Raw genomic sequence first — 24,146 nt, 5'->3', positions numbered from 1 at the left:
GCCTTCATGGATTTTGTATCCTGTAATTGGGAAGTTTTCAACTGCACGCATTGTTTGTACGCCGTAGTATGCATAGTTTGGTACTTCTTTTTCACCTAAAAAATCTTTTTCAATTCGAACACCATTTTTAACTTCAGTTAATGTTGCCATGATTATTCACTCCTTAACGATTTCTTATGCTGCTTTTGTTTCTTTGACTGTTTCTACATATTGTTTTGCTTTCTCATTATCGAATTCGCCTTCCCACTTCGACATAACAATGGCCGCTAATGCATTTCCTAATACATTGACAGATGAGCGAATCATATCTAAAATGCGGTCAATTCCCGCAATTAACGCGATACCTTCTAGTGGTAGCCCCATCGAACCTAACGTTGCTAATACAACAACGAACGATGCACCTGGAACTCCCGCCATACCTTTGGATGTTAACATGAGAACGAATAATAACGTTATTTGCTCCGTTAGTGACATGTGCACACCGTACATTTGTGCAACAAATAATGCCGCTAACGCTTGATAAATAGCCGATCCAGTCAAGTTAAATGTATAACCTGTCGGAATTACGAAAGAGGCAACTGCCTTTGGACAACCGAACTCTTCCATTTTTCTCATTATATTAGGTAAAACAGCTTCTGAACTTGCTGTCGTAAACGAAAGAATCAGTTCTTCTTTTAAAATTTTCATTAATGTAAAAATGTTTACTCCAACCATTCGTGCATTAATACCTAATACAATCACAACGAATAGTATAACAGTTACGTATACAGCTAGCACTAGTTTTCCTAGCGGAAGTAATGTTGCTACACCAAATTTTGCAACCGTAACGGCAATTAATGCGAATACACCAAATGGTGCAAATTTCATAACTTGATTTGTAACCCAAAACATGGCTTCGAGTACACCTTCAAAGAAGTTAAAGACTGGCTTTCCTTTTTCTCCAATTGCTGCAACTCCTAAGCCGAATAGTACTGAGAAGAATATAATCGGTAATAGGTCACCTTGTGCAATCGATTCAAATACGTTTTTCGGTACAATGTGAACAATTGTCTCAGCAAAACCTTTCTTCTCTGTTGCATCTGCAGTTTGTTTATAAGAAGAAATATCACTTTGCTGTAAATTACTCATATCAACACCAGTACCTGGTTGGAATATATTCGCTGCAAGTAATCCCATTAAAATAGCAATCGTCGTAATAATTTCGAAATAAAGAATTGTCTTACCACCCAGTTTCCCAAGCTTCTTCATATCTCCTACACCAGCTACTGCAACAATTAATGCTGAAATAACAATTGGTACTACAATCATTTTAATTAAGTGAATAAATATATCCCCAATTGGTGTGATATAAGAAATCGCCGTTTTATTGCCATAAAAGACTGCCCCTACTACAATCCCTAAAACAAGCGCGACAAAAATTTGTGTTGCCAATCCGAATTTTTTCATTTATGTTCATCCCCTTCATGCGAACGCTTTCAATTTGAATTTATAAAAGCTACTCACACATCTTATAAGCGAACCTACAAAATCATACAAAAACCTACAAGTTCGTCACAAAAAATTCAAATATTTTTCTTCTTTTTTTCATTGACACCATTTTGTTAAAAAACGATAAAATAAACTTGATAAGTAATCAGATTGTTTCGTATAATCAAAAAGATATATACTTAAAACAAATCAAAATGAAAAGGAGTGGATGTTATGAAAAACTATACAAAGCACTTCGTCCTATCTTCTTCTTTTCTTTTTCATTTTCTTAAAAAGGAACAAAGGCATTCGCCTTTGTTCCTTTTTTATTGCGATCTATATAGGGGGAATTGTTATGAGACCATATAAACGTGTCTTAATTAAATTAAGCGGCGGTGCACTTGCCGATCAAACTGGAAATAGCTTTAACTCCAAACGATTAGAACATATCGCAAACGAAATTTTATCCATTGTTGATTTAGGTATCGAAGTATCCATCGTCATTGGTGGCGGTAACATTTTTAGGGGGCATCTAGCTGAAGAATGGGGAATCGATCGCGTAGAAGCTGATAATATCGGTACGTTAGGTACAATTATTAACAGCTTAATGCTTCGCGGTGTTTTAACAAGTAAAACAAATAGAGAAGTACGCGTTATGACGTCCATTCCATTTAATGCAGTAGCTGAACCATACATTCGCTTGCGTGCAGTCCACCATTTAGATAACGGTTATATCGTTATCTTTGGAGGCGGAAACGGGCAACCGTTCGTGACGACAGATTATCCAAGTGTACAAAGAGCCATTGAAATGAATAGTGATGCCATATTAGTCGCAAAACAGGGTGTCGATGGCGTTTTTACAAGTGATCCGAAGCATAACAAATCAGCAAAAATGTACAGCAAACTAAACTATAATGATGTCGTTAGACAAAATATACAAGTTATGGATCAAGCGGCATTACTGCTTGCCCGGGACTACAATTTACCAGCACATGTCTTTAACTTTGATGAGCCTGGAGTCATGAAAAAAATATGTTTAGGCGAACATGTGGGGACGTTGATTAATGATGATGTTACGATGTTGGTGCATGAAAAATAATGATTTCCCACCAAAAAAGGGTGTCTTTTGTAGGCACCCTTTCCTAATTCATCATCACAAATAGAAGTCAACCAATCCCGCCACTTTCTCCTTACAACGCTCCCAAAAAGATAACTTTTCAAAAAACTCTTTCGTCATTTCTTTCGAATCATGAAAATCCTCTGTTAACGCCTTATTAACTTGTCCTACAATAGGACCACCATAAATATAAAAATTCATTTCATCATTTATATTGAAGCTACGCGAAGTAAAGTTTGTTGTACCAATAACGGTTAATTCATTATCAATAAGCATTAATTTGCCATGGAACATTCCTTTTTTATACCCATATACAGTAATCCCATTATTAACAGCTTGACGTATGTATGGATACGCCGCTTCTTTTATAAGAGGTAGATCTGGTTTATATGACCAAAGTATTTTTACTGTAACACCACGCTTTTGTGCTGCGATTAAAGCATTCATGGACTCTTTATTTTTTGCTATAAAATACGGCGTTGCAATTACAATGGAGTGCTGAGCTTGTTTTATGAGCTCTATATATTTTTCAGCAACGTAATGCCCATTGTAACTAGTCATAGTATGTAATGTATTCCCTTTACTAGCTTTATTCGTACTTCTCTTTATCTCTTCTTTCGTATCTCGTTTCCAGTCTAAAGCGAATTGCTGTTCTAAATCTTTTGCTCCTTCTCCTTTAAGTCGTACATGATAATCACGCCAATATCCAAATCGCTTATCTTTCCCTAAGTACTCATCTCCTATATTAAATCCGCCTGTATAGCCAATCTCCCCATCAATCGTCGTAATACGGCGATGATTACGATGGTGAAGTGAATAAAATCCGAATGGCAATGTAGGTTTTCTACTATATGTAAAATGTACACCACTTTTCCGCAATTCATTTATCACCTTTCTTTCAAATGATAAATCATTAATGCGATCAACTGATAAATAGACGTTTACTCCTTTTTTTGCCTTCTCTTTTAATAAGTTTAAAAAAGTATGACTACTTTTATCATCCGACAAAATGAAGAAATAAGTGTAGATGGAGCTTTTCGCTTCTCTTATATCAGTAAATAATTGTTTATAAAAAGACTTCCCTTCTACATATAATTGAAAGTCACTATAATGAGGCGCATACTCTGTCGGCATGTTTTTCCCGGCTTCCATTTTCCTACCTAAGGTAACATCGATATGCATCCAAATTAAAATAAAAACGAAAATAGCAATAATAATAGAAGTAACTCTTAATATTTTTTTAATCATTTTGGTTTCCTTCCAATCATATTCCTTACTATTTCGTAGTGTTTCATTTAAATATGTTTTCATACGAAATGTATTTCTTATTTTTATTGATACTAAACAGTTAAAGGAGATACGAATATGAGAAAAGGGAAAACTCCTATTGTTTTTATCCCAGGTCTTTTCGGTTCAATGAGCAATATTATTATTCCCGGCACTGGTAATTGGAGTTTTGGACTTTCTGCATTTGTTTACGAACCATTCATCATGATGCTAGAAAGTATGGGGTACGAACGAAATAAAGATTTGTTCATCTGTTTTTATGACTGGCGGCAGCGTATTGTTTTTTCTACACAAAAATATTTATTACAAACGATTGCTTATGCTAAAAAGATTACAGGTTGCGATAAACTAAATCTAATTTGTCATAGTATGGGCGGCCTTCTTGGACGTTCTTACGTTCAAAGTGCAACATATAAAAATGATGTAAATCAGCTTATAATACTCTGCACACCAAACGCTGGATCTTCACCAAATTATAGTTATTGGACTGGAGGTACTCTCCCTATCCATGCCTCTTCTAAAATAAATATCGTTCATTTTTATGTGGAACAATATATTTGTTACTTAAGCATCTTACATAAAATGAATAAAGTTGAGGCGATACACATTTACTTTCCAGGATTACAAGATGTTATTCCTTGTAAAGATTACGGAAATTATTTATTTATAAGATCCGGCTCTTCTATTACATTTCTTCCTTATAGTAAGATGAAAACGAAAAACCCTTTCCTCGATACATTAAATGAAAATAGATTTATTATACAAAAAAGAAATATTGAAACGACACTCATTGCCGGAGATGGAGAGGAAACAATTCAATATTTACAAGTCGTCCCTTCACATTCCAAACTGAAATGGACAGACGGCAAAGTCGTCGGTGATTTACTTACAAAACATGGTGACGGTAACGCTGTTCTACATAGCGTTTTTCTTCTAGAGGGAAATAAATATGTTTTGCATGCTTCACATAACGAAGTGCTCTACAAAAGCATTCCTATACTACAAAAGATACTCTAAATTTCAAAAAAAGGTATGGCATTAAGCCACACCTTTTCACATTAAACAAAATTCCTCGCATCATTATTTCTTCCAAACTTATAAATAGCAATTAAGAAGAATGCAATTGCGAAAGCGAATAAAATTAAAATGTTTAAATACAACTCCGAGAATGGTATTCCTTGTTGTAGTTTCGATACTGTGTCTAACAACCAGCGCTGTGGAAGAAAATTAGCTACTTTTTGTACTGCACTTGGCATAATGTCATATGGGAAATAACAACCCGCTAGTAAGCATGTTGGTACAATGACCATGTTTTGCATCGCATTTGCCGATGCTGAGTTTTTCGAAAAAGCTACAAGGACTAATGATATTCCAATTGCGATTAATGCAAATAGCATTAGTACGCCCATCATCACTATGAAAGGCATATTGATATTCGTATGAAAAACATTCGTTAGGAATAGGATTGTAATCAAAATTTGTACTGTTAGTATTATCATATTTACCCCGACATTAGATAATATGAACTTCTTCCCATCTATCGGCGTTGATAATAGTCTAAAGTACGTTCTATTCTCTTTTTCTTTTAAAATATGACCTGATAAGTTCGCTGCTGAAAACAGCATAAACATAATAAGGTAACCCATCGTTTGATTTGTCATATCTTTATTTTTCGAAGTATCTTCTAGCGTCTCAGTTTTCATTTTAAATGAACTTTTTTGATACCCTGCGTACATATTGTCGAATATACTTTGATCTGTTCCTGCTACTTTACTAATAGCTGCTATATTATCAATATAATTATATAAATATGATTTTATAAATCCTGTTACTTGATCACCTTTAATCGATGAAATTTCAATATGCTCTGGTTTCCCTTCTCGAACACTTTTTGAAAAACCAGAATCTAATGTAATAGCTCCATCAAGTTTTTTGGAAGTGAGTTTATCTTCTACTTCAGACTCCTTAACCTTACTCACATTCACATGATTTAATCCTTCTAAAAACTTTATCGTATCATTTGCTATTGGCTCATTTTCTTTATTTACAATCCCGATATTTAACGTTCCTTGCCCTGCATTTCCGTATATCGAAAAGGAAATGAGCGTCCCTATTATCGGCAAGCTAATTATAATGAGTAAACTTTTTTTATTTTTCAAAAGCACAGATAACGTTTTTTGTATGAGCCATAAAATATCCTTCATGCTATAGCCCCTCCCGTCTACGTAATGCAATAATTGCAATTAATAAAAAGAGTGCTGAAATTCCAATGTTTAAAGAAATGACTGGTAGTGCTGCCCCTACATCATTTGCATAAATAATTTTCATAACAGCTGTATTTGCCCAAGTTAATGGCGATAAATTCGTAACGAAATTTTCTTCTACTACGAAATATGCACCTCCAAAAATAGAAGCTAATTGCACAACAACCATAATAATTGCCCTAGACGCTTCAGCTGTTTTCGTGATATATCCGATTCCTAAACCGAAGCTAATTGCTAGAAAGACTTGTGTTAATAAAATAAGAAATATGATTCCAAGATGGTCGCCCCAATTCGCTTGAAAAACAAATTTACTAAATAACATGACGAGTAATATGCACAGGGCATTTGCTACTAGGCTACCAAGTACTTTTCCAATGAATATTTCAGCTTTACTTATAGGTGCAGCAATGAGACGATCTCCTGTTTTACGTATTCGTTCTCCTCGAATTAAAGAACTCGCTCCCATCGCAGCATATAGTGCAATCATCGTTGTCATTACAACCGCATAGTAATCCATAGAACCTGGTTTTTTCGCAGCTTGTAAAGATGTTTCTTTTATATAATCATTATGATTTCCGTTTGAAATAACCGTACTAACCTTAGTAGGATCTACTTTTGCAACTTCGACCGCTACATTGTACTTATCAACAAATGTTGTAAGCATTCCCTCCACAATACTTCCCTCAATACTACTTTTGTCACTCCCATAAAATTTTGCACCATCTTTATTTAACTCTACATAAGCAGCATATTTATTTTTCTTCACTTCTTCTTTCCCATCTATACTGCCGGAAGCTTTTTTAAAATGAATACCTGATTTATCCACTTCTTTCGTAAATGCTTCAAATGATTGAGAAAACGTGCTACTCGCTTCATCTTTATATAGCACTTGTATATCTTTAATCGAATGACTATCACTATTAAATGCGTTGGTTAACGCTGTTCCTAACACAAGCATAAGCACAATCGGAAATGCTAACATAAAAACTAAAGTTCTTACGTCTCTGAAATCTCTTTTAATATGCATAATTGCAATATTGAAGATGTTCAATTGATGAACCTCCCTTTACCTTTTCTTCATTTACTTTTTATTTATCTCGTAAGTTTCTTCCCGTCAATGTAAGGAATACTGTTTCTAAGTTGGGAGCCTGCTCCTCTAATGAACGAATTTCAATATCATGATTGATACAGTGTTGAATGATTTTATTTAAATTATTTAATCCCGCATCAGAATTCACTTTAATTACGTTTTCTTCAATTTGAACTGCTTTCACACCGTTTATCTCTTTTAATTTTTCCACGTCTAAATTTTCCACCGACTTCACTTCAATCCAAATATCTTTCGTATCAGTAATAATCGATTTTAGTTGTTCTTTCGTACCTTCTGCAATCACTTTACCGTGATCTACAATCGCTATTTTCGTACAAATCTCTTCTACCTCTTCCATGTAGTGACTCGTATAAATAATAGTGCTTCCCATTTCATTTAACTTCCGGACAGACTGAAGAATATAGTTTCTTGACTGTGGATCAATTCCAACTGTCGGTTCATCCATAATAATTAACTTCGGTCTATGTGCAATTGCACAAGCAATATTCAATCTTCTTTTCATCCCGCCAGAAAAGTTTTTCGGATAACTTTTCTGTTTATCACTAAGTCCTACAAATTGAAGTGCTTCCTCTACTCTCGCTCTTAGTTCGGCCCCTCTTAATCCGTACAATCCAGCAAAGAATTTCACATTTTCATAGGCAGTTAGCTCTTCATAAATCGCAATATCTTGCGGAACAATACCGATATTCATTTTCGCAAATCGATTATGTTTCTTTATATTTTTTCCTAATATGCTAATTTCACCTTCATTACTTCTTAACAAACCAGCAATCATATTTATCGTTGTACTCTTACCAGCACCATTTGATCCTAAAAAGCCAAATATTTCTCCTTCTTTAATAGATAAAGACATATTATCAACTGCGATGAAATCACCAAATTTTTTCGTTAAATTTTTAATTTCTAATGTATTCATCATTTCACCCCTATTTCGGTTTCTCTGCTGTTATTATAAACAAAAAGAATGAACCTGCTCAGTGCAGAAATTCATTCTTTTCACATGAGAATATTCACTTTTTTCATATGAGATGGTTCATCTTCATCCCATTCTCTTATATCGGAAACAACATTGTCACTGAAAAACCACTTGTTCCATCTACAATAATTTTTCCGTTTACTGATGCTGTTCGCTCCTCCATCCCCATAATACCGAGACCTTTCTTAACAAAAGCTGCGCCTTTCCCGTTATCCTTCACTTGCACCTTAACCATCTTGTTAAGCACATGAATATCTATAGAAATAACTGTCGCATCAGCATATTTCATTGCATTTGTTAGTGCTTCTGTAACATTTTCACCGATAATTTTCCACTGAATGGGAGAAATCATATCTAAGTTCCCTTTGTATACAAAAGGAATATTCACATCATTCTTACCGGCAAATTCCTCTATGAATAATTTCATACGATGAATGCCAATTTGCTCAGTTGGTGGCTTCATATTTTTTAATGTAATGCGAATACTTTCAATTCCATCTTTTGAAATGTGAATTGCATTTTGTAATAACTCCGCAGATTTTTCTTTATCTATTTCCATTAATCTTTTTGCTGCTTCCATTTGAATAAGTGCACCCGTCATCGAGTGACCAATTTTATCATGAATTTCTTGCGATAACCGATTTCTCTCTTCTAGCTTAAATGTGTATTCAGATTGTCTTATGTACTCTTTATTTTCATGTAAGCTTTTCGTAAGTCGTTGCATATCTTTTCGCATCTTATCATTTTGCGATTCAAGCTTTACTACACGCGATATATATCGATCTGCCATAGTTAAAACGAGAAAAGAAAATGCAACAATTAATCCATAAGTCATTCGAATACTTTCATCTGCAATCGTAATTGGGAGCATCATAACGACAAAGCGTGGCCAATTCTTTTCTATGTAATGGAATGTAATTTCGTATAAGTTCAATGGTAAAAACAAAATAAAAAATGGATGAACCCTCCATGTAAATAACATAACTATGCCAATGGACATACAGATTAATATTTTTTTATACATATCTTTTTTAAATATAGAAATCATTACGTTTACAGAGAGGTAAATAAGTAATGTAAATATAACCCATGGTAAATTCGCTACATTTGCGTAAATATAACTAAACACAATATATAAAAAGACAATTAATTTACTTACAGTTAACCAAAACTCCATATCATTAATCTACTTTCCCTGTTAAGTAATAAATCGCAATTTGTGTGCGATGTTCAAGTCCAGTTTTCCCTAAAACTGACGTAATATAATTTGCAATTGTTCCCTCAGATATAAAAAGCTGTTTCGAAATTTCTTTATTTGAGAAACCTTTTGCAATTAATGCGATAATACTAAGCTCCCTTTCTGTGAAAAGACTCTTATCAATTTTACATTCTTCCTCTTTACTTTCCATTAAATTAGACTTAATTTTATCGAGGACAACATCTTGCATAACAGTTTGACCGTTATATACTCCTTTTATCGCATCACGAATACGCTCCGGATCGTTATTTTTTAATAAATAACCTTTCGCTCCGTTTTTTACTGCATCCAAAATATACTCATCATCATCAAACGTCGTTAAAATAAGCGGTTTTGTTTTCGTCTCTTCACAAATGAACTTCGTCGCCTCTACACCGTTCATATTTGGCATACGAACATCTAAAAGAGCAATATCAACTTCATGCTTTTTACAATATGCTACAGCTTCTTCCCCATCATTTACAGTATCTACCACTTCGAACTCTTCGTATGTATTTAAAATAATTTTCATGCCTTCTCTAATAAAAGAGTTATCATCCGCTATTAATATTTTAATTTTCATGTTTGTTAGTATGGCCCTTCCCCTACTAACATTCACATCCTTTCTTCCCGTAACATTTCCTACTTGCTCATTATATACTTCTCTTTACCATTTTTTCACACCTTTTTTCATCTAGCTCTCCTGCAAAAAATATATTATTCTTTTTTTACAATATGTGTAGGGTGACTTATCATTCTTTACGTCTATATAATAGAATGCGTCAAAAAGGAGGGAGAGACCGATTGAGGAAAAACAATTAATTGAAAAAGCAAAGCAAGGAAGCGAGCATGCTTTTCGTATCCTTGTACAAACATATCGTCATTATATTTTTCAAGTTATCTTTTCTATTTTAAGACATGAAGAAGATGCGAAAGATGTTACACAAGAAGTATTCGTAAAAATTCACACCTCTCTCCCAAATTATCAATTTCGCGGATTAAAAACGTGGATGGCACGTATTGCCACCAATCACGCTATTGATTATAAGAGAAAGAAAGCTAGAGAAAACGAAGAACTCTCCTTATGTAAAGAAACAGAGGAAAATATAAAATCCTCTCATAACATTGAAGCTTTACTATTGACGAAAGAGCAAAAATTACTCATTGCTCAAAAACTGAGAGAACTTCCCGAAAATTACCGTGACGTCGTTCTCGCACATTACTTAGAAGAAAAAAGTTATCAAGAAATTGCTTTACAGGAAAACATCGAAGTAAAAACAGTCGAAATGAAACTGTATCGGGCACGAAAATGGATTAAAAAACATTGGAAGGAGGAAGAGTTTCTATGATGCATTATTCAAAAGAAGATTGGCGCAATTATACATTAGATTTTATAGAAAGCAATGAACGTGAATCTATGGAAGAACATCTTTATGAATGTGATGATTGTTTAGCACTTTATATGGAAAGTATTGATGAACAACATGAAAACCTTCCAATGATAAATGATGATTCATTTACGAACGAAGTTATGACGCAAATTAATTTTGAAACACTACAGTCTAATAAAAATATAAAAACAAACTCACTAAAGCGCACAATCATTCACTACATAATTGCGACTGCGGCTACAATTATTTTTATGGTAAGTGGTTTATTCCAATATATTTTTACAGCGACATCAAATTTCGAGAAATCTTCAAAACATAACGAGTCTTCTATTTCACAACAAATTGTAAACAAATCGGTAGACACATCCAAAAAGGACGGAGGTTCAAAGCATGAATAAAAATCCCTTTTTAGCACTTGTATTAGGGCTAATTCCTGGGCTTGGACATTTATACTTAAAAAAGCTAGGACGGTTTATTTTATATAGCGGAGGATCTTTATTTCTATTCTCCTTTGCAGTATTTTGTACAATAGTAGTAAGAGAACGTGATATTGCTTTTCTTTCTCTATTTTTACTAGCCGTTCTATGGGCAATTAACTTACTAGATTTAGTTATCACCATTATAAAACAACCGAAAAAACAAGAAGCTGGAGAATTGATAAATTCCTCTAAAGAGAGCGAACGATTTTATATCATTCTCCTATCTATCATCCCTGGACTTGGCCATTTCCAATTAGGACTTATGCAACGCGGTCTTACGTTTTTAGTCGCTTGCGCTGGCTTAGGCAGCATGATTATATTTGTGACTTTATTAACATCTCAAGGAAGTTTCCTTATCTTCCTTATTACATTACCTGTTTTATGGATTTATAATTTCTTTGACGTTGTTCAGCAACTACAGAAAAAAGAACGCGACGAGCAATTAATTGACCGTACTATTTTCGAAGATTTTGAAGAACATCAAGAGCAGGGAAAGAAAAGTAAAACATTTGCTTCTATTTTAGCGATGTTCCCTGGAGCAGGTCATATGTATTTAGGCTTACAACGCCGTGGTCTTCAGCTTATGGCAGCCTTCTTACTATCTATTTATTTACTCGACTTATTAAGACTTTCTGCATTTTTGTTTTTAGTACCAATCATTTGGTTCTATAGCTTTTTTGATGCGTTACAGCAAACAGCAAAATACGGAAAAGAACGAGTTCAAGACGAACCCATTATCGATTATTTTATAAATCATCAAAGATGGATCGGTATCGGATTAATTACACTCGGTGGTTATTATTTATTAAATCAAACAGTCCTTCCTATTTTGAATGATTATTTTGCAACTATATTTAATATTCATCTTAGTGAACTATATTATCGCTATTTCCAAACATCTATCGTTGCGCTCCTTTTAATTGGCGGCGGCTTTAAATTGTTACTTGGAAATAAAGAAAACAAAGGTGGGACAAGCGAATGAGGACTTGGCGTGTTGGAACATTCTCAATGGGGTTTTCTATTATATCGTTAGGATGCTTTTTACTATTTTCAGTCGTAAAAGGAATTCAAGTATTAGATACACTAACTGCATGGTGGCCAGTTTTACTTATCATACTTGGAGCCGAAGTTTTACTATACCTTCTATTTTCTAAGAAGGAACAATCATTTATTAAATATGATATTTTTAGTATTTTCTTTATCGGCGTTTTAGGAAGCGTCGGAATTGCTTTTTACTGTTTATTATCAACTGGATTACTAGAAGAAGTTCGTCACTCTATTAACACAACGAGGCAAACGAGTAATATTCCAGACGGACAATTTGATATACCTGAATCTATCAAAAAAATCGTAGTAGATGCAGGACATCAACCTCTAACGATAGAGGGAAATAATACAAATCAAATTCATCTTTTGGGAACTTATGAAATGACAACGAAAGCAAATGAAAAACTCAATTTAAAACGAGATGATTTCCTTTCAGTTCAAACGGCTGGAGAAACGATGTATATCACTTTAAAATCATTACCTGTTCAGCATACGTTATTTAATTCAGCACCACAGGTGAAACCAACGCTTGTTCTTCCACAAAATAAAAATGTGGAAATCCGTGCTTCAAATAACGAACTATCTCTTTATCCAGGTCAATTACAAAATAATTGGTTTGTACAGGAAAGCTCAAGAGTGTCTGTCCATCTTGCAAAAGAAAGTGATGTATCTTTAACAGCAGTAACGAATCAAAAAGAAACACATGGAAGTACACCTTGGGAACAAGTAGAAGATTTAACGAAAAACGAAAATACTTCTTCAGAAGAACATCCAGAATTAAACAGCCAAGAACATTGGTATAAAAATTCGATTAAAACTGGAAATGGGACGTACAAGTTAAATATTGAGAAAGCTTATAATTTGAATATGAGTGTTCTCGAAAAATAAAAAACCTTCCGCAATTGCGGAAGGTTTTTCTCATATAATCGCTTTAATTCCTTCTAACACTAATCCAATCATAAATCCGCAAACAGCCCCGTTTACTCGAATCCACTGTAAATCTTTACCGACGTTATTTTCAATCATTTCGATTAACGTCTTATCATCTAACTTATCAAGGTTTTCTTGTACAAGCTTACCAATTTTCGAATGGTTCTTCTCAACAAGACTTACAACTTGTTTTTGTAACCAATCTTCTATTTTTTGAACTGTCTGTTCATCTTCTTTTATTTTATTCATTTGTTTTTGTAAAAATGGAATAACATATTTATCAGCAAATTCTTCATTATTTACAAAAGCAACTGCTCTTTGCTGTACTTGCTCTAGCATCTCTTTTATTTTGTCAGTAGCATTCCAATTGGCAATCCATTTTTCTTTCCAATTTTCTAATTCTTGTAGTAACGCTTCATTTTCTTTTACATTTATAATTTCTTGACGAATTTTCGCTAATATAAGTTGTCTCGTGCTATTATCTGCATCTTGTAAGCTGTTAATATTGCTAATAATAAACTTCTGCAAAATGCCGCCAATTTTATCTTCATCTACAATATTCATAAACGATTTCAATGTAAACTGTAAGAATCCATCTACTTTTATATTTTCCATCGCCTTCATACCTAAACTTCCAAGCTGGTAGCGTGCTTCATCTTGCGCTGTCCAATCTTTCACTTTTACTAAAATGTAATCAAGTGTCTTCTCATCATATTCTTGCACAACTAATTGATCAACAAGCACTTGTAAGATGTTACTTGTATTAATTGTATGTAAATACGTCTTTAATTCTTTTTCAATAATAACCGCTAATTTTTCTGGATCGATTGAAACAATCGCCTTCTCAGCAATCGTTACAATGCCTTTTTTCACAGCATCAGACTGTATTTCTCTCTCTGCAATTTGTAGCACCATTTGTGCTAGCTGCATTTCTTTTACTTTATTCGTAATACTTTCTTTCGTTAGCCACTCATTTTCTAACGTATTGATGAGCCCTTTCGTTACTCGTTTACGGTTTTTAGGTAACAAAGCTGTATGCGGAATTGGAATTCCCATCGGGTGACGGAATAATGCTGTAACTGCGAACCAATCTGCAAGCCCGCCAACTAACCCAGCTTCAAATCCCCCTTGTATAATCTCTCCAGCTATCGTTCCTTGAAAAGGGATAGAAGCCGCAAAGCCTACACCCATAACCCCAAGCGAAATACCCGCTATATATTTAGTCTGTAATGACATCGTATACACATCCTCTTATTATGTAAAATAAAGCTTTTTGTTGTATTTATTCAATATTAGTTATCCTTTATATATACTATAAAGAACTATTGTGAAAATAACAAAGATTTTTATGTACATGAAAAAATGAGGCTACAACTAGCCTCATTTTTCTTATACCGTTAATTCCAAACCTTTCCTATAATATTCATTCATTACATCTTTTGGAACCATACTTCCACCCGTTCCCCACACAATATGAGTACCTTTTTTCACCTTCTCTGTTAACTGTTGCTTTTGTAAATACTCATCTTCTTTACATACTTTCACTGGCCCTATCATACCTGCTAGTGCAGAAGGCTCTAAATAAATATTCTCCGTATCAGCTAGTTCTTTTAACAATCTATATAACTCTTCATCGCTTACTGTGTAATTCCCACTCAAAAATGGTTCCATCGTTTTCCCGACAAATCCAGATGGCCTTCCTACCGCAAGTCCATCCGCATCCGTTACATTATCAATTCCGATATCTTGAACGGCAATTTTGTCATGAAGGCCTGTCATTAAGCCGAGTAACATACATGGAGAGTGCGTAGGCTCTGCAAAGAAACAATGAACATTGTCTTTATACAATAACTTTAAACCGAATGCTACTCCACCCGGTCCTCCTCCTACTCCGCACGGAAGGTAAACAAATAAAGGATGGTCTTTATCTACTACAACCTCTAACTCTTCTAATTGCTTTTGTAATCGTGATGCTGCTACTGCGTATCCTAAAAATAAATCATGTGAGTTTTCATCGTCTACAAAATAACAGCTAGGATCCGCATCCGCTTGTCTTCTTCCTTCTTCTACTGCTTTACTATAATCATCTTCATATTCAATAACGTTTACACCTTTACTTCTTAATAAATCTTTCTTCCATTCTTTTGCGTCTGCTGACATATGAACAGTTACATTAAAACCTAGATTCGCACTCATAATCCCTATGCTAAGTCCTAAATTCCCTGTAGAACCTACTGCAATTGAATGTTTGGCAAAAAACTCTCTACATGTATCACTATCTAAAATGGAATAATCATCTTCTTCTGTTAACATACCGTGCTGCAAAGCTAATTGTTCAGCATATTTTAGCACTTCATAAATGCCACCCCTAGCTTTAATTGATCCTGATATTGGAAGATGACTATCACATTTTAATAATAATTCTCCTGAAATAGGTTGCTTGTAAGTTGTCTCTAAAGCTTCTTTCATAGAAGATATTTTCACTAAAGGTGATTCGATTATGCCGTTCGTCCCTTTCGTTTCAGGAAAAACTTTCGCAATATATGGTGCAAAACGCTTTAATCTCTCTTCCGCATCTTTTACATTCTCTTCATTAAGTGGTGAATCTTTTATTGCCCTTTCATACTTTTCTATGTGTGGGTTTATCCAAAATACTTCTTCTGTTGCAATAAGTTTATTCACTAATGGGTATTCTGCTTGTAATGCCCCTATTTCTTTCATTTTGTTTCCTCCTTATATCCTTGTAGCTCACCATATAATAAATTATAATTAAATTAATTTTAATATAGTTTAACACAAATCGTTCACTTTAGTTAATTTTAATTTAATTTATTTAAATATAATTTAATGATTCTTAAGGAGATTTTCATTATGGAAAATATAGATATTGGTAAAAAAATTGAAAAACAAAGAAAAGAAAAAGGTTTAACTAGTAAAGAACTAGCAAAGATGGCCAATATTACACCATCAATGTTAAGTCAAATTGAACGTGGGTCCGCTAACCCTTCTATTCAAACATTAAAAGTGCTTGCTAAAGCTCTTGATGTGCCAACATTTAGCTTTTTACTTGAAGATACAAATACAGACGATTTAATTGTACGTTCCCATAAACGAAAGAAAATGATTATCGATAATTTATCATATGAAATGCTTTCACCTGATTTCACTGGAAATTTAGCAACAGCAATTATGACCGTCCCGCCTAATACAGCTTCATCAGAAAATGTGCTAGAACATAAAGGAGAAGAATTAGCATTTGTCTTAGAAGGGAAAATCACATTATATTTAAATGAGGAAGAATACGTATTAGAAACTGGTGACAGTGTAAAAATACCTGCTTATTTAAAGCATAAATGGGTGAATCATTTTGAGAAAAATGCGGTAGTCTTATTTTCTGTTACTCCGCCGATTTTTTAATATATGTAATAAAAAAATAGCCATGTACGGGGAATATCCGTTAATGGCTATTTTTTATTTTTTAGGCACCAACAAAATCCCTAAACTAATAATACAAAAGCTCATTATTTGCTGTGCTGATAGACCAAACAGAACCGAATTTTGTTCACTAACAAGCGAAATAATAATATGAGCAAACCCCTCAACAATTAGAAAAATACTTATATTCCTTCCATTTCCGAGCCTTTCATTTTTCATCCATAACAAGCCCATTATACAAAGAGCAAGGATGATCTCGTATACGAAAATAGGGTGATATAATAGTTTAGATTCATATATTTTCATTCCCCATGGTAGTGTCGTTTGTGCACCTACTTCATGATGAAATAGAAAATAAAAGATAATGCTCACACACAATCCAAAAGGCAGTACATCAAGTAAAATACGAAGCGAAAATTCTTCCTTTTTACTTTTCCAAACAATGTATACACTAGCAATTACGCATCCTACTACAATATGTTGCATACTTCCAACAGCTAATATTGCTTGCACTGGCGATCCAAAAGCCCATACAGGATTTAAAATTGCTGGTGCAAACTTCCATACAAATACGATGATAAGAAACGCATTTGTTACGGCATCCATCATTTTTTCATATGATACATTTTGATGCCTCATCTTTCGTTTCATCAACATAAATCCAAATAGACTTCCAATTATAAGAGATACGGGTTGTAATCTCACGATCCACTCCATCATCACGAAATCCCCTTTTAGCTCTCAATCAATTTCTTAAATTTCTTTTCTAATTGATCTGGTGGCAATACACCTCGTACATGATCTACTATAATTCCATCCTTATTAACAAAAAATGTCGTCGGTAAAGAGAATACTTTATAATCTAGTCCAGCTACTCCGTCCATATCTAGTAGAACCGGAAACTCAAATCCATAGCGATTAGCAAATGCGCTTGCTTCTTGTACTGGGTCACTAACAGTTGCATTCACCGCAAAAATTTCAACATCCTTTTTATATTTATCATACATATGAACTAAGTCAGGTGCCTCCATTTCACACGGCCCACACCATGATGCCCAAAAATTAATAATATATGGTTTTCCCTTGGCATCATTTAACGACTGCAACTTTCCGTCTAATCCTTTTAATGTGATGCCAGGTGCTTTAAAACCTACTTGTGGTAATACTTCTTTCTCTTGTAACTCTGCTTGCTTTGCTTTTCTTTCCTTTTCTTCTTTCTTTGAATTATAAAAGTTAACCCCCGCCCAAGCGAGAGCACCTACTAGTATAATAGCAATTAGTTTCTTCACTTTTCTTCCTCCTCATTTTTAAAAACCTGTAAATCCACCGAATAGACGAATAAAGAATGCTGTAATTTTCGTCATTTGATTTGTATACAATAAAATACCTGTTACAATCATCATTCCACCGCCAATTTTCATCATGACATTGGCATATGTAACAATCCATTTTACCTTCCCAATAAAGAATGCCATCACGAAAAATGGAACCGCAAACCCAAGAGTATACGCTGTAATATAAAGAAGCGCCCCTTCAGGATTCGTCGCGCCAAGCATGAGTACAGCTGAAAATATCGGTCCAACACATGGCGTCCAACCTGCTGCATATGTCATACCGACTAAAATCGAGCGAATATATCCAGTCGATTTACTTCTATACTGCACCTTTTTCTCTGCCATAAGCCACTTAGGCTGAAACAAGCCCGTCATAAATAGCCCCATTAAAACAATAAAAATCCCACCAATTTGTTGAATCAATTTTTGGTTAGATGAAAATGTTATTCCAATCCAACTTACCGATAAACCTAACGCGTAAAATATAACCGAAAATCCGATCATAAAAAATACTGTATGTATAATCGCTGATTTTTGCATAATCCCACGATTTTCTTTTAAATCTTGAATAGACACACCTGTAATATAAGATAAATAAGATGGATATAGCGGTAAAGAGCACGGTGATATAAATGACAATACTCCCGCCCCAGCCACAAGCCAAATTGTTAAATCTGCTGCATTCATTTTATTCCCCCTAAAACACTACAATGAGTAGTGTTTATTCTTAAAAAAAGAGGCTATATGCACTCTCCGACAATAAGTACAACCGACATACAGAATAAACCTACTGTTACATATACCGAATTCGTATGTAACGGAATAGTAAGCTTAACAACCTTTTCATTTAACACTTGCTCGATTCGTAAATTTATTGCTGTTTTTGCAAATGAAGCTGTAACACATCGATTTTCCATTGTCTTTATTTTAATTAATTTTAATAACGCGCTACCTAACTCAAATGAAGATTCCATTTTTTGCATCGCATATTTATCAGCAGCTAGCTCCTGATACGTATGATATCGCTGTAACAACCCTTTTAATATCGGTATGTACATCATTCCTTCTGCTAATAGCGTAAAACAAAATAATTTTAGCGGATCCCAATTCTTTTGATGATATTCTTCATGGAAAATAATCGCATCAATTTCTTCATTTGAAAATGTTTGAAGCAACCCTTCCGATATGACAACTTTCGGACGAAATAGCCCAATTGTAAATGCCGCAACTTCCGTAGTCGGCAATATATATATTTGTTTTCTTTTTCGGACGAAAGGGATAAGTACTTTTTGTAATTTTTTACTATAGAAAAATTGTCGCCAAATTCTTTTGCACACGATTAATACAGTAAGTAATAATAATCCAGCGATTATAATACGAATCAGCGATAATTCTTTCATATGTTTTTCTAACTGGAACAAGCAAAAATTTGAAAGAAGGAACATCTTATTTTGAAACAGAAATGGATATGTAACGTAATACACTAACATACTGAAAAAAAGGATACTAACAATTACTGCTAACAATACGATTTTACGCATTTGCCATTTCATTTCATTAATCCTCTCTTTTTAACTGACTCAATTTGTCTTCTAACTTTTTTATTAAAGTCGGATCAGCCTGCTCTAACTCATCTAACATATGATTTACAACTAAATCTCCAAATTCCCCCATCAATTCCTGTGTCATTTTCTTCGTTTGATTGGATAAGAATTCTTCTTTTGTTTGTACAGCACGATATATACCACTTCTTTTCACAGTCTGTTTTTCTAAGTGTAATTTCTCTACTAACCTGTTCATAACTGTCATAACAGTGTTAAAATTCACAGGTGATTCTTCACTTAATTTCTGCTGCACTTCTTTAATAGTAATACCATCGCTAGACCAAACAATCTCCATAATTTTCGCTTCAAGCGGTCCAAAGAAATGATTTAACCCGTGCTCATTTAACTTATAGTTTTGAGTAAACATTGTACAACTCCTTTCACACTACGAATTGTAGTATAAATTAAATGAAAGGTCAAACGTAAATGATATATATGAAAATTAACTACCCATAAATACATAGGCTATTCCATTCATTTTAAACCTAATTTTTCTCCAAATGTATCAAAAAGATACTGCTCTAATATTTGTACACTAAACTTCTCATTACGTCCAAGTGCAAATAATTCCCGATCTTTCGCTACGATAGTATCTAACGGAATAGCTACATTATCCACTATTTTTGTAATTTCAATTATATTACTTTTTACATTTACTTCTGTTTTAAATTCAACGTTTTCTAACACTATATGTGAACGTCTTCCTGATGCAAAAAAAGTAAAATTAGGATTTTTAACAACGCCAATTTCAGTCTCTAACGCATATAAATAGTGAAAAATTACATCTCTGTGTCCATCTTTTATTATTTTTTCATCCTTCTCATCGTCTAAGTATTCTTTCAGCTTCGTTGTAAATTCAAATCGAAAATCCACTTTTTTCACGCTCCTTCTTTGTATTTCATATTAAATAAATATATTGAAATAATTTTAACATATTGTAATACAACTTCCTATTAAAAGTAAAAACTGTTTTAAAAAATCGCTATTATTTCCGATACCCTTTTAAAATATAAGTATAAATTCAATATGAATCAATGCGTCATTATATCTATTTAAACATATTTTTTCCATATTTTGAAACATTAGTATGAAATATTATATATCAATGTATGGTTTCTAATGCATTGGTATATATAGTCAGTAGTTTCTTTACTATTCCGATATACTTAAGCTACATTTTCTAATTATTGATTACATTACGGAAGGAATGTAACTCTCTTCTATCGAATTTTTATATAACAAAAATAATTAGGTGGTGCTTTACTATGAAATTAGCTGTCATTGGTGGCGGTGATTTACAAGATTCAAATCACTTGCCTATTAATGAACGCCTTATAGAATTAACAAATAAACAGTACCCAAAAATATTGTTTATTCCAACGGCTAGTCATGATGATGAAAGCTATATAAAATTATTTTTAGACACGTTTGAAAAACAATTACATTGTGAAGTACAAATTTTACGCATTACAACAGATTCACCTTCTAAGTATGAAATAGACGAGATGATTCATTCAGCCGATTTAATTTATCTAGGTGGCGGGAACTATATTCACATGCTTACGCAATGGAAAGAACATAGACTCGATGAAAAATTATTATTGGCTCTGCAACAAGGAACACTTATTGCTGGTTATAGCGCTGGTGCTATGTGTTGGTTCACGTCTAGTATCCGATCAGATTATGAGGGTTCTGGTTATATAGAGAGTAACGGTTGGGGAATTGTTAATAAAAGATTCTGTCCACATTATAATCAATTAAACAGAATGAACGCCTTCCATTCCTTTTTACAAAATCATCAAGGGAATATAGAAGGAATTGCACTGGAGGATAATTGCGCTTTATATATTACAGAGGAATCCTTTGAGATTATCGGTGAATCGGAAAAAGCATGGGAGTTTTATATGAGTGATAAAACACTCATTAGACAACATTTTGATATAACTTTAAAAAGCTATTTGTAAACCTGCACTTACGAAAAAATGTCCCTAAGTCTAATAACTTAGGGACATTTTTCTATTTAACTAACTAATCGTGTAATTCGTTTCTTTTGCCATGAAAGCTTATAATATGCATACTGCAATAGTAAGCTGACAATAAATGCTGCTGGATACCCGATCCAAATGCCTTCTATTCCAAGACTTGTATGGTAAGAAAGATAATATGCTACGGGTACTTCTACAAGCCAAATTGAAACAACTCCAATAACAGTTGGCCAAAGTACTGTACCGCTCGCTCGCATTGTCGCACTAATAATTTGTGCATGACCGAAAATTAAATAACTCCATAACGTAATCATAACTAAGCTATGAGCAATTTCAATTGTAGTTTGACTCGTTAAAAATAGTGATAAAATGTCTCTTGAGAATAAGTAAATAAGAGATATTAACACACCACCGATGACGTAGTTCATAATAATTCCGGCCTTCACAACTTTTTGCAATCTATCAAATTGATTCGCACCAATCGATTGTGCCGCAAAAATAGAAACTGTAATACCAAGGCTAACTGCTGGCATTTGTACATAACTTGCAACTTGATTCACAACGCCGTAAGCAGCTGTTGCATCCGAACCGTAACGATTTACAAATGCGATTACGGCAATTTCAGATAATGAAACTAATATCATATTAATACTCGCTGGAATACCGAGCCTTAGTAATAGCTTTAATAACTCTCCATCCATTCGAAGGTATTTTCTAACTGTTCCATCTAGTTGTAATGGGTGATTTTTCTTCTTTAAATACACAAGCATGACAATAAACGTAATAACTGTAGATATAACAGAGGCATAGGCTGCTCCATACACATCTAATTTCGGAGCCCCTAACCATCCAAAAATAAGAACTGGTAATAAAATCATATTTAGCCCTGTACTTACAATTAAAAAGTAAAATGGCGTTTTAGAATCTCCTGTACCTCTCATAAATGTTGTATATGCGAAATATAAAAATAATACTGGCATCGATATAAATAAAATCCGTGCATAATGTACACTTATTTCAATGATATTTTCTGGCGTTCCCATTAGACGCATAATATCCATCGCAAAAATACTGCCTATTATCGCCAACACAACTCCAATAATAAAGGTAAATGTCAGCGTCGTACCAACGATAGCTTTTAAACGATCTTCGTTTTTAGCACCAAACGCCTGACCAATTAAAATAGAGCTTCCTGAACCTATACCAATTACAAATGAAACGAGCAAGAAAAATAATGGGAAGAATGCTGATATAGCCGCTAAATCATTAACTCCAAGCCATCTTCCTACTACTACCATACCAAATAATTGTCCAACCGATTGTAGTACATTACTTAATAATAACGGTACTAAAAACATCGACATCGATTTCCAAATCGGTTTACTCTCACTTTCCAACTTATGTGACTCCGCACCTTCTTTATTGTTATCTGCAGGTGGTTTCAAATGTCATTTCTCCTTTTATTAAAAATCTATTTTCAATCTCTATCTCTTTGTATAGTTGTTATAATACTGTGCTTCTATTCATTTTCTTTTCGTATGATTATAACTTCACCCAATATTGACTTCCATCGGCTGTTCGATCTAAAAATCCATATTCGATTAAATATCTTCTTAAAGTTACAAAATCAGGGTATACATTTTCTATCACTGTATTTACTTCTTTTTCAGTATACTTTTTATTACTATCAAACTTCTTCACTAAATGGCGCAATATAATTAATTTACGCTTTTGTTTCTTCGGAAATTTAGAGAGAGGTCCATCCAATCCTTCTGGAAAATGAGCTTTTAATACTTCATTATTTTCTTCTTCCGTAATATTGTATCGATCATCCACCATCGTTGCTGTTCTATGAATTGGCACAAATTTCGTTTGTACTTTTGATTTTTCTTCTGATAATTCCATTAGCGCTAAAAATACTTTTGCTTGCTTCATTTTCTCTCGCAGTGTAAATCGATGATTACGAATTGTTGATGTACTCCCGCCATCCAACTCTTTTACAATTTCTTTATCATTCAGTCCCGTATAGAAAAACTGAACCATTTTCTTTTGTAAATCCGTTAATCCAGTAAATTTCTTATCCATATTTAGCAAATAATCAAACATAGACGTATGCTCATTTTGAATATGCAATTGGACGAACTTCTCTGCTTCATACAAAACTTGATTATCTTGATAAATAACACCTTTAATAAATGTTTCACCACAAGCTAAGCAAATGTACCCCTCTTTTTCTTCATCAAACACATACCCTTTCTTTAATTCCTCTATTGACGCATCCCAAAACTTCTCTGAAATATCGCTCATACTAAACACTCCTTCAAAATGTTTATTTAAAAACCAAACAAATCACTATATCGTTTATTATCACTTCATCATCTTATCACAACACAAACAAACATTTCAACGTTTCGTTTGCCCATTTTATAAACTTTTATAAAAACATCTATCGAAAGGATTTAATACAACGAAAAGCGAATAT

Annotated in this window: 25 protein-coding genes and 1 pseudogene; 8 read left to right on the top strand and 18 right to left on the bottom strand. The window is 33.7% G+C overall.

Features of this window, described 5'->3' with window-relative positions; all coding sequences use genetic code 11:
• Together aspA and ACZDYH_RS11550 are read right to left on the bottom strand one after the other, a co-directional pair.
• Positions 1–150, bottom strand: a pseudogene (gene aspA, locus ACZDYH_RS11555) (aspartate ammonia-lyase); the annotation flags it as partial.
• Between the two features lie 24 nt (positions 151–174).
• Positions 175–1,446, bottom strand: coding sequence for a cation:dicarboxylate symporter family transporter (locus ACZDYH_RS11550; RefSeq protein WP_000713293.1), 1,272 nt, complete (start codon positions 1,444–1,446; stop codon positions 175–177).
• A gap of 376 nt (positions 1,447–1,822) precedes the next feature.
• Here ACZDYH_RS11550 and pyrH point away from each other — a divergent pair, with 376 nt between their 5' ends.
• The gene (gene pyrH / locus ACZDYH_RS11545) at positions 1,823–2,566 is read left to right on the top strand and encodes a UMP kinase (RefSeq protein ID WP_001248059.1); all 744 of its coding nucleotides are present in this window, start codon (positions 1,823–1,825) and stop codon (positions 2,564–2,566) included.
• 54 nt (positions 2,567–2,620) lie between these two features.
• Here pyrH and cls read toward each other — a convergent pair whose 3' ends face one another.
• Positions 2,621–3,832, bottom strand: coding sequence for a cardiolipin synthase (gene cls, locus ACZDYH_RS11540; RefSeq protein ID WP_139849095.1), 1,212 nt, complete (start codon positions 3,830–3,832; stop codon positions 2,621–2,623).
• 117 nt (positions 3,833–3,949) lie between these two features.
• Here cls and ACZDYH_RS11535 point away from each other — a divergent pair, with 117 nt between their 5' ends.
• Positions 3,950–4,888, top strand: a complete 939-nt coding sequence (locus ACZDYH_RS11535) for an esterase/lipase family protein (RefSeq protein WP_001225397.1) — start codon at positions 3,950–3,952, stop codon at positions 4,886–4,888.
• A gap of 41 nt (positions 4,889–4,929) precedes the next feature.
• Here ACZDYH_RS11535 and ACZDYH_RS11530 read toward each other — a convergent pair whose 3' ends face one another.
• The 5 genes from ACZDYH_RS11530 to ACZDYH_RS11510 form a co-directional block, all read right to left on the bottom strand.
• The gene (locus tag ACZDYH_RS11530; protein WP_139849096.1) at positions 4,930–6,075 is read right to left on the bottom strand and encodes an ABC transporter permease; all 1,146 of its coding nucleotides are present in this window, start codon (positions 6,073–6,075) and stop codon (positions 4,930–4,932) included.
• Position 6,076: 1 nt separating this feature from the next.
• Complete coding sequence (locus ACZDYH_RS11525) at positions 6,077–7,186, bottom strand: ABC transporter permease (RefSeq protein WP_001020154.1); 1,110 nt, start codon at positions 7,184–7,186, stop codon at positions 6,077–6,079.
• Between the two features lie 37 nt (positions 7,187–7,223).
• Positions 7,224–8,162 carry an ABC transporter ATP-binding protein gene (locus ACZDYH_RS11520; RefSeq protein ID WP_016122261.1) on the bottom strand — a complete coding sequence of 313 codons (939 nt, stop codon included), beginning with the start codon at positions 8,160–8,162 and terminating at the stop codon, positions 7,224–7,226.
• A 136-nt stretch (positions 8,163–8,298) separates the two neighbouring features.
• Positions 8,299–9,399, bottom strand: a complete 1,101-nt coding sequence (locus ACZDYH_RS11515) for a sensor histidine kinase (protein WP_000397683.1) — start codon at positions 9,397–9,399, stop codon at positions 8,299–8,301.
• A gap of 4 nt (positions 9,400–9,403) precedes the next feature.
• Positions 9,404–10,042, bottom strand: coding sequence for a response regulator transcription factor (locus tag ACZDYH_RS11510; protein ID WP_000694093.1), 639 nt, complete (start codon positions 10,040–10,042; stop codon positions 9,404–9,406).
• Positions 10,043–10,262: 220 nt separating this feature from the next.
• Between ACZDYH_RS11510 and ACZDYH_RS11505 the strand changes: the two genes are divergently transcribed.
• Genes ACZDYH_RS11505 through exsE form a run of 4 tightly spaced genes read left to right on the top strand, consistent with a single transcriptional unit; the run spans position 10,263 to position 13,264 of the window.
• The gene (locus tag ACZDYH_RS11505) at positions 10,263–10,808 is read left to right on the top strand and encodes an RNA polymerase sigma factor (protein WP_306418681.1); all 546 of its coding nucleotides are present in this window, start codon (positions 10,263–10,265) and stop codon (positions 10,806–10,808) included.
• Positions 10,805–11,248, top strand: coding sequence for a hypothetical protein (locus ACZDYH_RS11500; protein WP_000972344.1), 444 nt, complete (start codon positions 10,805–10,807; stop codon positions 11,246–11,248). Before ACZDYH_RS11505 ends, ACZDYH_RS11500 begins: the two co-directional genes overlap by 4 nt.
• Positions 11,241–12,311, top strand: a complete 1,071-nt coding sequence (locus ACZDYH_RS11495) for a hypothetical protein (RefSeq protein ID WP_049108324.1) — start codon at positions 11,241–11,243, stop codon at positions 12,309–12,311. Before ACZDYH_RS11500 ends, ACZDYH_RS11495 begins: the two co-directional genes overlap by 8 nt.
• A complete protein-coding gene (exsE, locus tag ACZDYH_RS11490) occupies positions 12,308–13,264 on the top strand; it encodes an exosporium protein ExsE (RefSeq protein WP_163093211.1) in 957 nt (318 codons plus the stop codon). Before ACZDYH_RS11495 ends, exsE begins: the two co-directional genes overlap by 4 nt.
• Positions 13,265–13,294: 30 nt before the next feature.
• On the opposite strand, the gene ACZDYH_RS11485 is transcribed toward exsE, so the two are convergent.
• Both ACZDYH_RS11485 and ACZDYH_RS11480 read right to left on the bottom strand, forming a co-directional pair.
• Positions 13,295–14,542: a DUF445 domain-containing protein gene (locus ACZDYH_RS11485; protein WP_016122259.1), complete on the bottom strand. Its 1,248-nt coding sequence runs from the start codon at positions 14,540–14,542 to the stop codon at positions 13,295–13,297.
• Between the two features lie 153 nt (positions 14,543–14,695).
• Positions 14,696–16,027 carry a D-serine ammonia-lyase gene (locus tag ACZDYH_RS11480; protein ID WP_000658530.1) on the bottom strand — a complete coding sequence of 444 codons (1,332 nt, stop codon included), beginning with the start codon at positions 16,025–16,027 and terminating at the stop codon, positions 14,696–14,698.
• A gap of 150 nt (positions 16,028–16,177) precedes the next feature.
• Between ACZDYH_RS11480 and ACZDYH_RS11475 the strand changes: the two genes are divergently transcribed.
• Entirely contained in the window at positions 16,178–16,723 is a 546-nt protein-coding gene (locus tag ACZDYH_RS11475) for a helix-turn-helix domain-containing protein (protein ID WP_000427653.1), read from the top strand.
• Positions 16,724–16,777: 54 nt separating this feature from the next.
• On the opposite strand, the gene ACZDYH_RS11470 is transcribed toward ACZDYH_RS11475, so the two are convergent.
• The 6 genes from ACZDYH_RS11470 to ACZDYH_RS11445 all read right to left on the bottom strand — a co-directional run bounded on the left by ACZDYH_RS11470 (position 16,778) and on the right by ACZDYH_RS11445 (position 20,552).
• Positions 16,778–17,458: a prolipoprotein diacylglyceryl transferase family protein gene (locus tag ACZDYH_RS11470; protein ID WP_025689552.1), complete on the bottom strand. Its 681-nt coding sequence runs from the start codon at positions 17,456–17,458 to the stop codon at positions 16,778–16,780.
• Positions 17,459–17,475: 17 nt separating this feature from the next.
• Positions 17,476–18,030, bottom strand: a complete 555-nt coding sequence (locus ACZDYH_RS11465) for a TlpA family protein disulfide reductase (protein WP_000733174.1) — start codon at positions 18,028–18,030, stop codon at positions 17,476–17,478.
• A gap of 18 nt (positions 18,031–18,048) precedes the next feature.
• Positions 18,049–18,762: a cytochrome c-type biogenesis protein CcdA gene (ccdA, locus tag ACZDYH_RS11460; RefSeq protein ID WP_000990443.1), complete on the bottom strand. Its 714-nt coding sequence runs from the start codon at positions 18,760–18,762 to the stop codon at positions 18,049–18,051.
• Positions 18,763–18,815: 53 nt separating this feature from the next.
• Positions 18,816–19,628, bottom strand: a complete 813-nt coding sequence (locus ACZDYH_RS11455) for a M56 family metallopeptidase (RefSeq protein WP_049108326.1) — start codon at positions 19,626–19,628, stop codon at positions 18,816–18,818.
• 4 nt (positions 19,629–19,632) lie between these two features.
• A complete protein-coding gene (locus ACZDYH_RS11450; RefSeq protein ID WP_000495053.1) occupies positions 19,633–20,046 on the bottom strand; it encodes a BlaI/MecI/CopY family transcriptional regulator in 414 nt (137 codons plus the stop codon).
• Positions 20,047–20,153: 107 nt separating this feature from the next.
• The gene (locus ACZDYH_RS11445; RefSeq protein WP_000347525.1) at positions 20,154–20,552 is read right to left on the bottom strand and encodes a DUF3942 family protein; all 399 of its coding nucleotides are present in this window, start codon (positions 20,550–20,552) and stop codon (positions 20,154–20,156) included.
• Positions 20,553–20,944: 392 nt separating this feature from the next.
• Here ACZDYH_RS11445 and ACZDYH_RS11440 point away from each other — a divergent pair, with 392 nt between their 5' ends.
• A complete protein-coding gene (locus ACZDYH_RS11440) occupies positions 20,945–21,643 on the top strand; it encodes a peptidase E (protein WP_000762111.1) in 699 nt (232 codons plus the stop codon).
• 56 nt (positions 21,644–21,699) lie between these two features.
• Here the strand turns inward: ACZDYH_RS11440 and ACZDYH_RS11435 are convergent, their stop codons facing one another.
• Both ACZDYH_RS11435 and ACZDYH_RS11430 read right to left on the bottom strand, forming a co-directional pair.
• On the bottom strand, positions 21,700–23,109 hold the full coding sequence (locus ACZDYH_RS11435) for an MATE family efflux transporter (protein ID WP_000804129.1): 1,410 nt from the start codon (positions 23,107–23,109) through the stop codon (positions 21,700–21,702).
• Positions 23,110–23,206: 97 nt separating this feature from the next.
• Positions 23,207–23,971 (bottom strand): DUF2087 domain-containing protein, encoded by a 765-nt coding sequence (locus ACZDYH_RS11430; protein WP_001280279.1) that lies wholly within the window; start codon positions 23,969–23,971, stop codon positions 23,207–23,209.
• Between the last annotated feature and the right edge of the window lie 175 nt (positions 23,972–24,146).

It is taken from the genome of Bacillus sp. EB V-12, from assembly GCF_056158125.1.
Note: the sequence above shows the minus strand (reverse complement) of the source record. Positions and strands in the feature narration are given on the sequence as shown.

Excerpts from the sequence above, each read along its gene's own strand:
- ACZDYH_RS11550 (WP_000713293.1), bottom strand. The coding sequence starts at position 1,446 with ATGAAAAAATTCGGATTGGCAACACAAATTTTTGTCGCGCTTGTTTTA.
- pyrH (WP_001248059.1), top strand. The coding sequence starts at position 1,823 with ATGAGACCATATAAACGTGTCTTAATTAAATTAAGCGGCGGTGCACTT.
- cls (WP_139849095.1), bottom strand. The coding sequence starts at position 3,832 with ATGATTAAAAAAATATTAAGAGTTACTTCTATTATTATTGCTATTTTC.
- ACZDYH_RS11535 (WP_001225397.1), top strand. The coding sequence starts at position 3,950 with ATGAGAAAAGGGAAAACTCCTATTGTTTTTATCCCAGGTCTTTTCGGT.
- ACZDYH_RS11530 (WP_139849096.1), bottom strand. The coding sequence starts at position 6,075 with ATGAAGGATATTTTATGGCTCATACAAAAAACGTTATCTGTGCTTTTG.
- ACZDYH_RS11520 (WP_016122261.1), bottom strand. The coding sequence starts at position 8,162 with ATGAATACATTAGAAATTAAAAATTTAACGAAAAAATTTGGTGATTTC.
- ACZDYH_RS11515 (WP_000397683.1), bottom strand. The coding sequence starts at position 9,399 with ATGGAGTTTTGGTTAACTGTAAGTAAATTAATTGTCTTTTTATATATT.
- ACZDYH_RS11510 (WP_000694093.1), bottom strand. The coding sequence starts at position 10,042 with ATGAAAATTAAAATATTAATAGCGGATGATAACTCTTTTATTAGAGAA.
- ACZDYH_RS11500 (WP_000972344.1), top strand. The coding sequence starts at position 10,805 with ATGATGCATTATTCAAAAGAAGATTGGCGCAATTATACATTAGATTTT.
- ACZDYH_RS11495 (WP_049108324.1), top strand. The coding sequence starts at position 11,241 with ATGAATAAAAATCCCTTTTTAGCACTTGTATTAGGGCTAATTCCTGGG.
- exsE (WP_163093211.1), top strand. The coding sequence starts at position 12,308 with ATGAGGACTTGGCGTGTTGGAACATTCTCAATGGGGTTTTCTATTATA.
- ACZDYH_RS11485 (WP_016122259.1), bottom strand. The coding sequence starts at position 14,542 with ATGTCATTACAGACTAAATATATAGCGGGTATTTCGCTTGGGGTTATG.
- ACZDYH_RS11480 (WP_000658530.1), bottom strand. The coding sequence starts at position 16,027 with ATGAAAGAAATAGGGGCATTACAAGCAGAATACCCATTAGTGAATAAA.
- ACZDYH_RS11475 (WP_000427653.1), top strand. The coding sequence starts at position 16,178 with ATGGAAAATATAGATATTGGTAAAAAAATTGAAAAACAAAGAAAAGAA.
- ACZDYH_RS11470 (WP_025689552.1), bottom strand. The coding sequence starts at position 17,458 with ATGGAGTGGATCGTGAGATTACAACCCGTATCTCTTATAATTGGAAGT.
- ccdA (WP_000990443.1), bottom strand. The coding sequence starts at position 18,762 with ATGAATGCAGCAGATTTAACAATTTGGCTTGTGGCTGGGGCGGGAGTA.
- ACZDYH_RS11455 (WP_049108326.1), bottom strand. The coding sequence starts at position 19,628 with ATGAAATGGCAAATGCGTAAAATCGTATTGTTAGCAGTAATTGTTAGT.
- ACZDYH_RS11450 (WP_000495053.1), bottom strand. The coding sequence starts at position 20,046 with ATGTTTACTCAAAACTATAAGTTAAATGAGCACGGGTTAAATCATTTC.
- ACZDYH_RS11440 (WP_000762111.1), top strand. The coding sequence starts at position 20,945 with ATGAAATTAGCTGTCATTGGTGGCGGTGATTTACAAGATTCAAATCAC.
- ACZDYH_RS11430 (WP_001280279.1), bottom strand. The coding sequence starts at position 23,971 with ATGAGCGATATTTCAGAGAAGTTTTGGGATGCGTCAATAGAGGAATTA.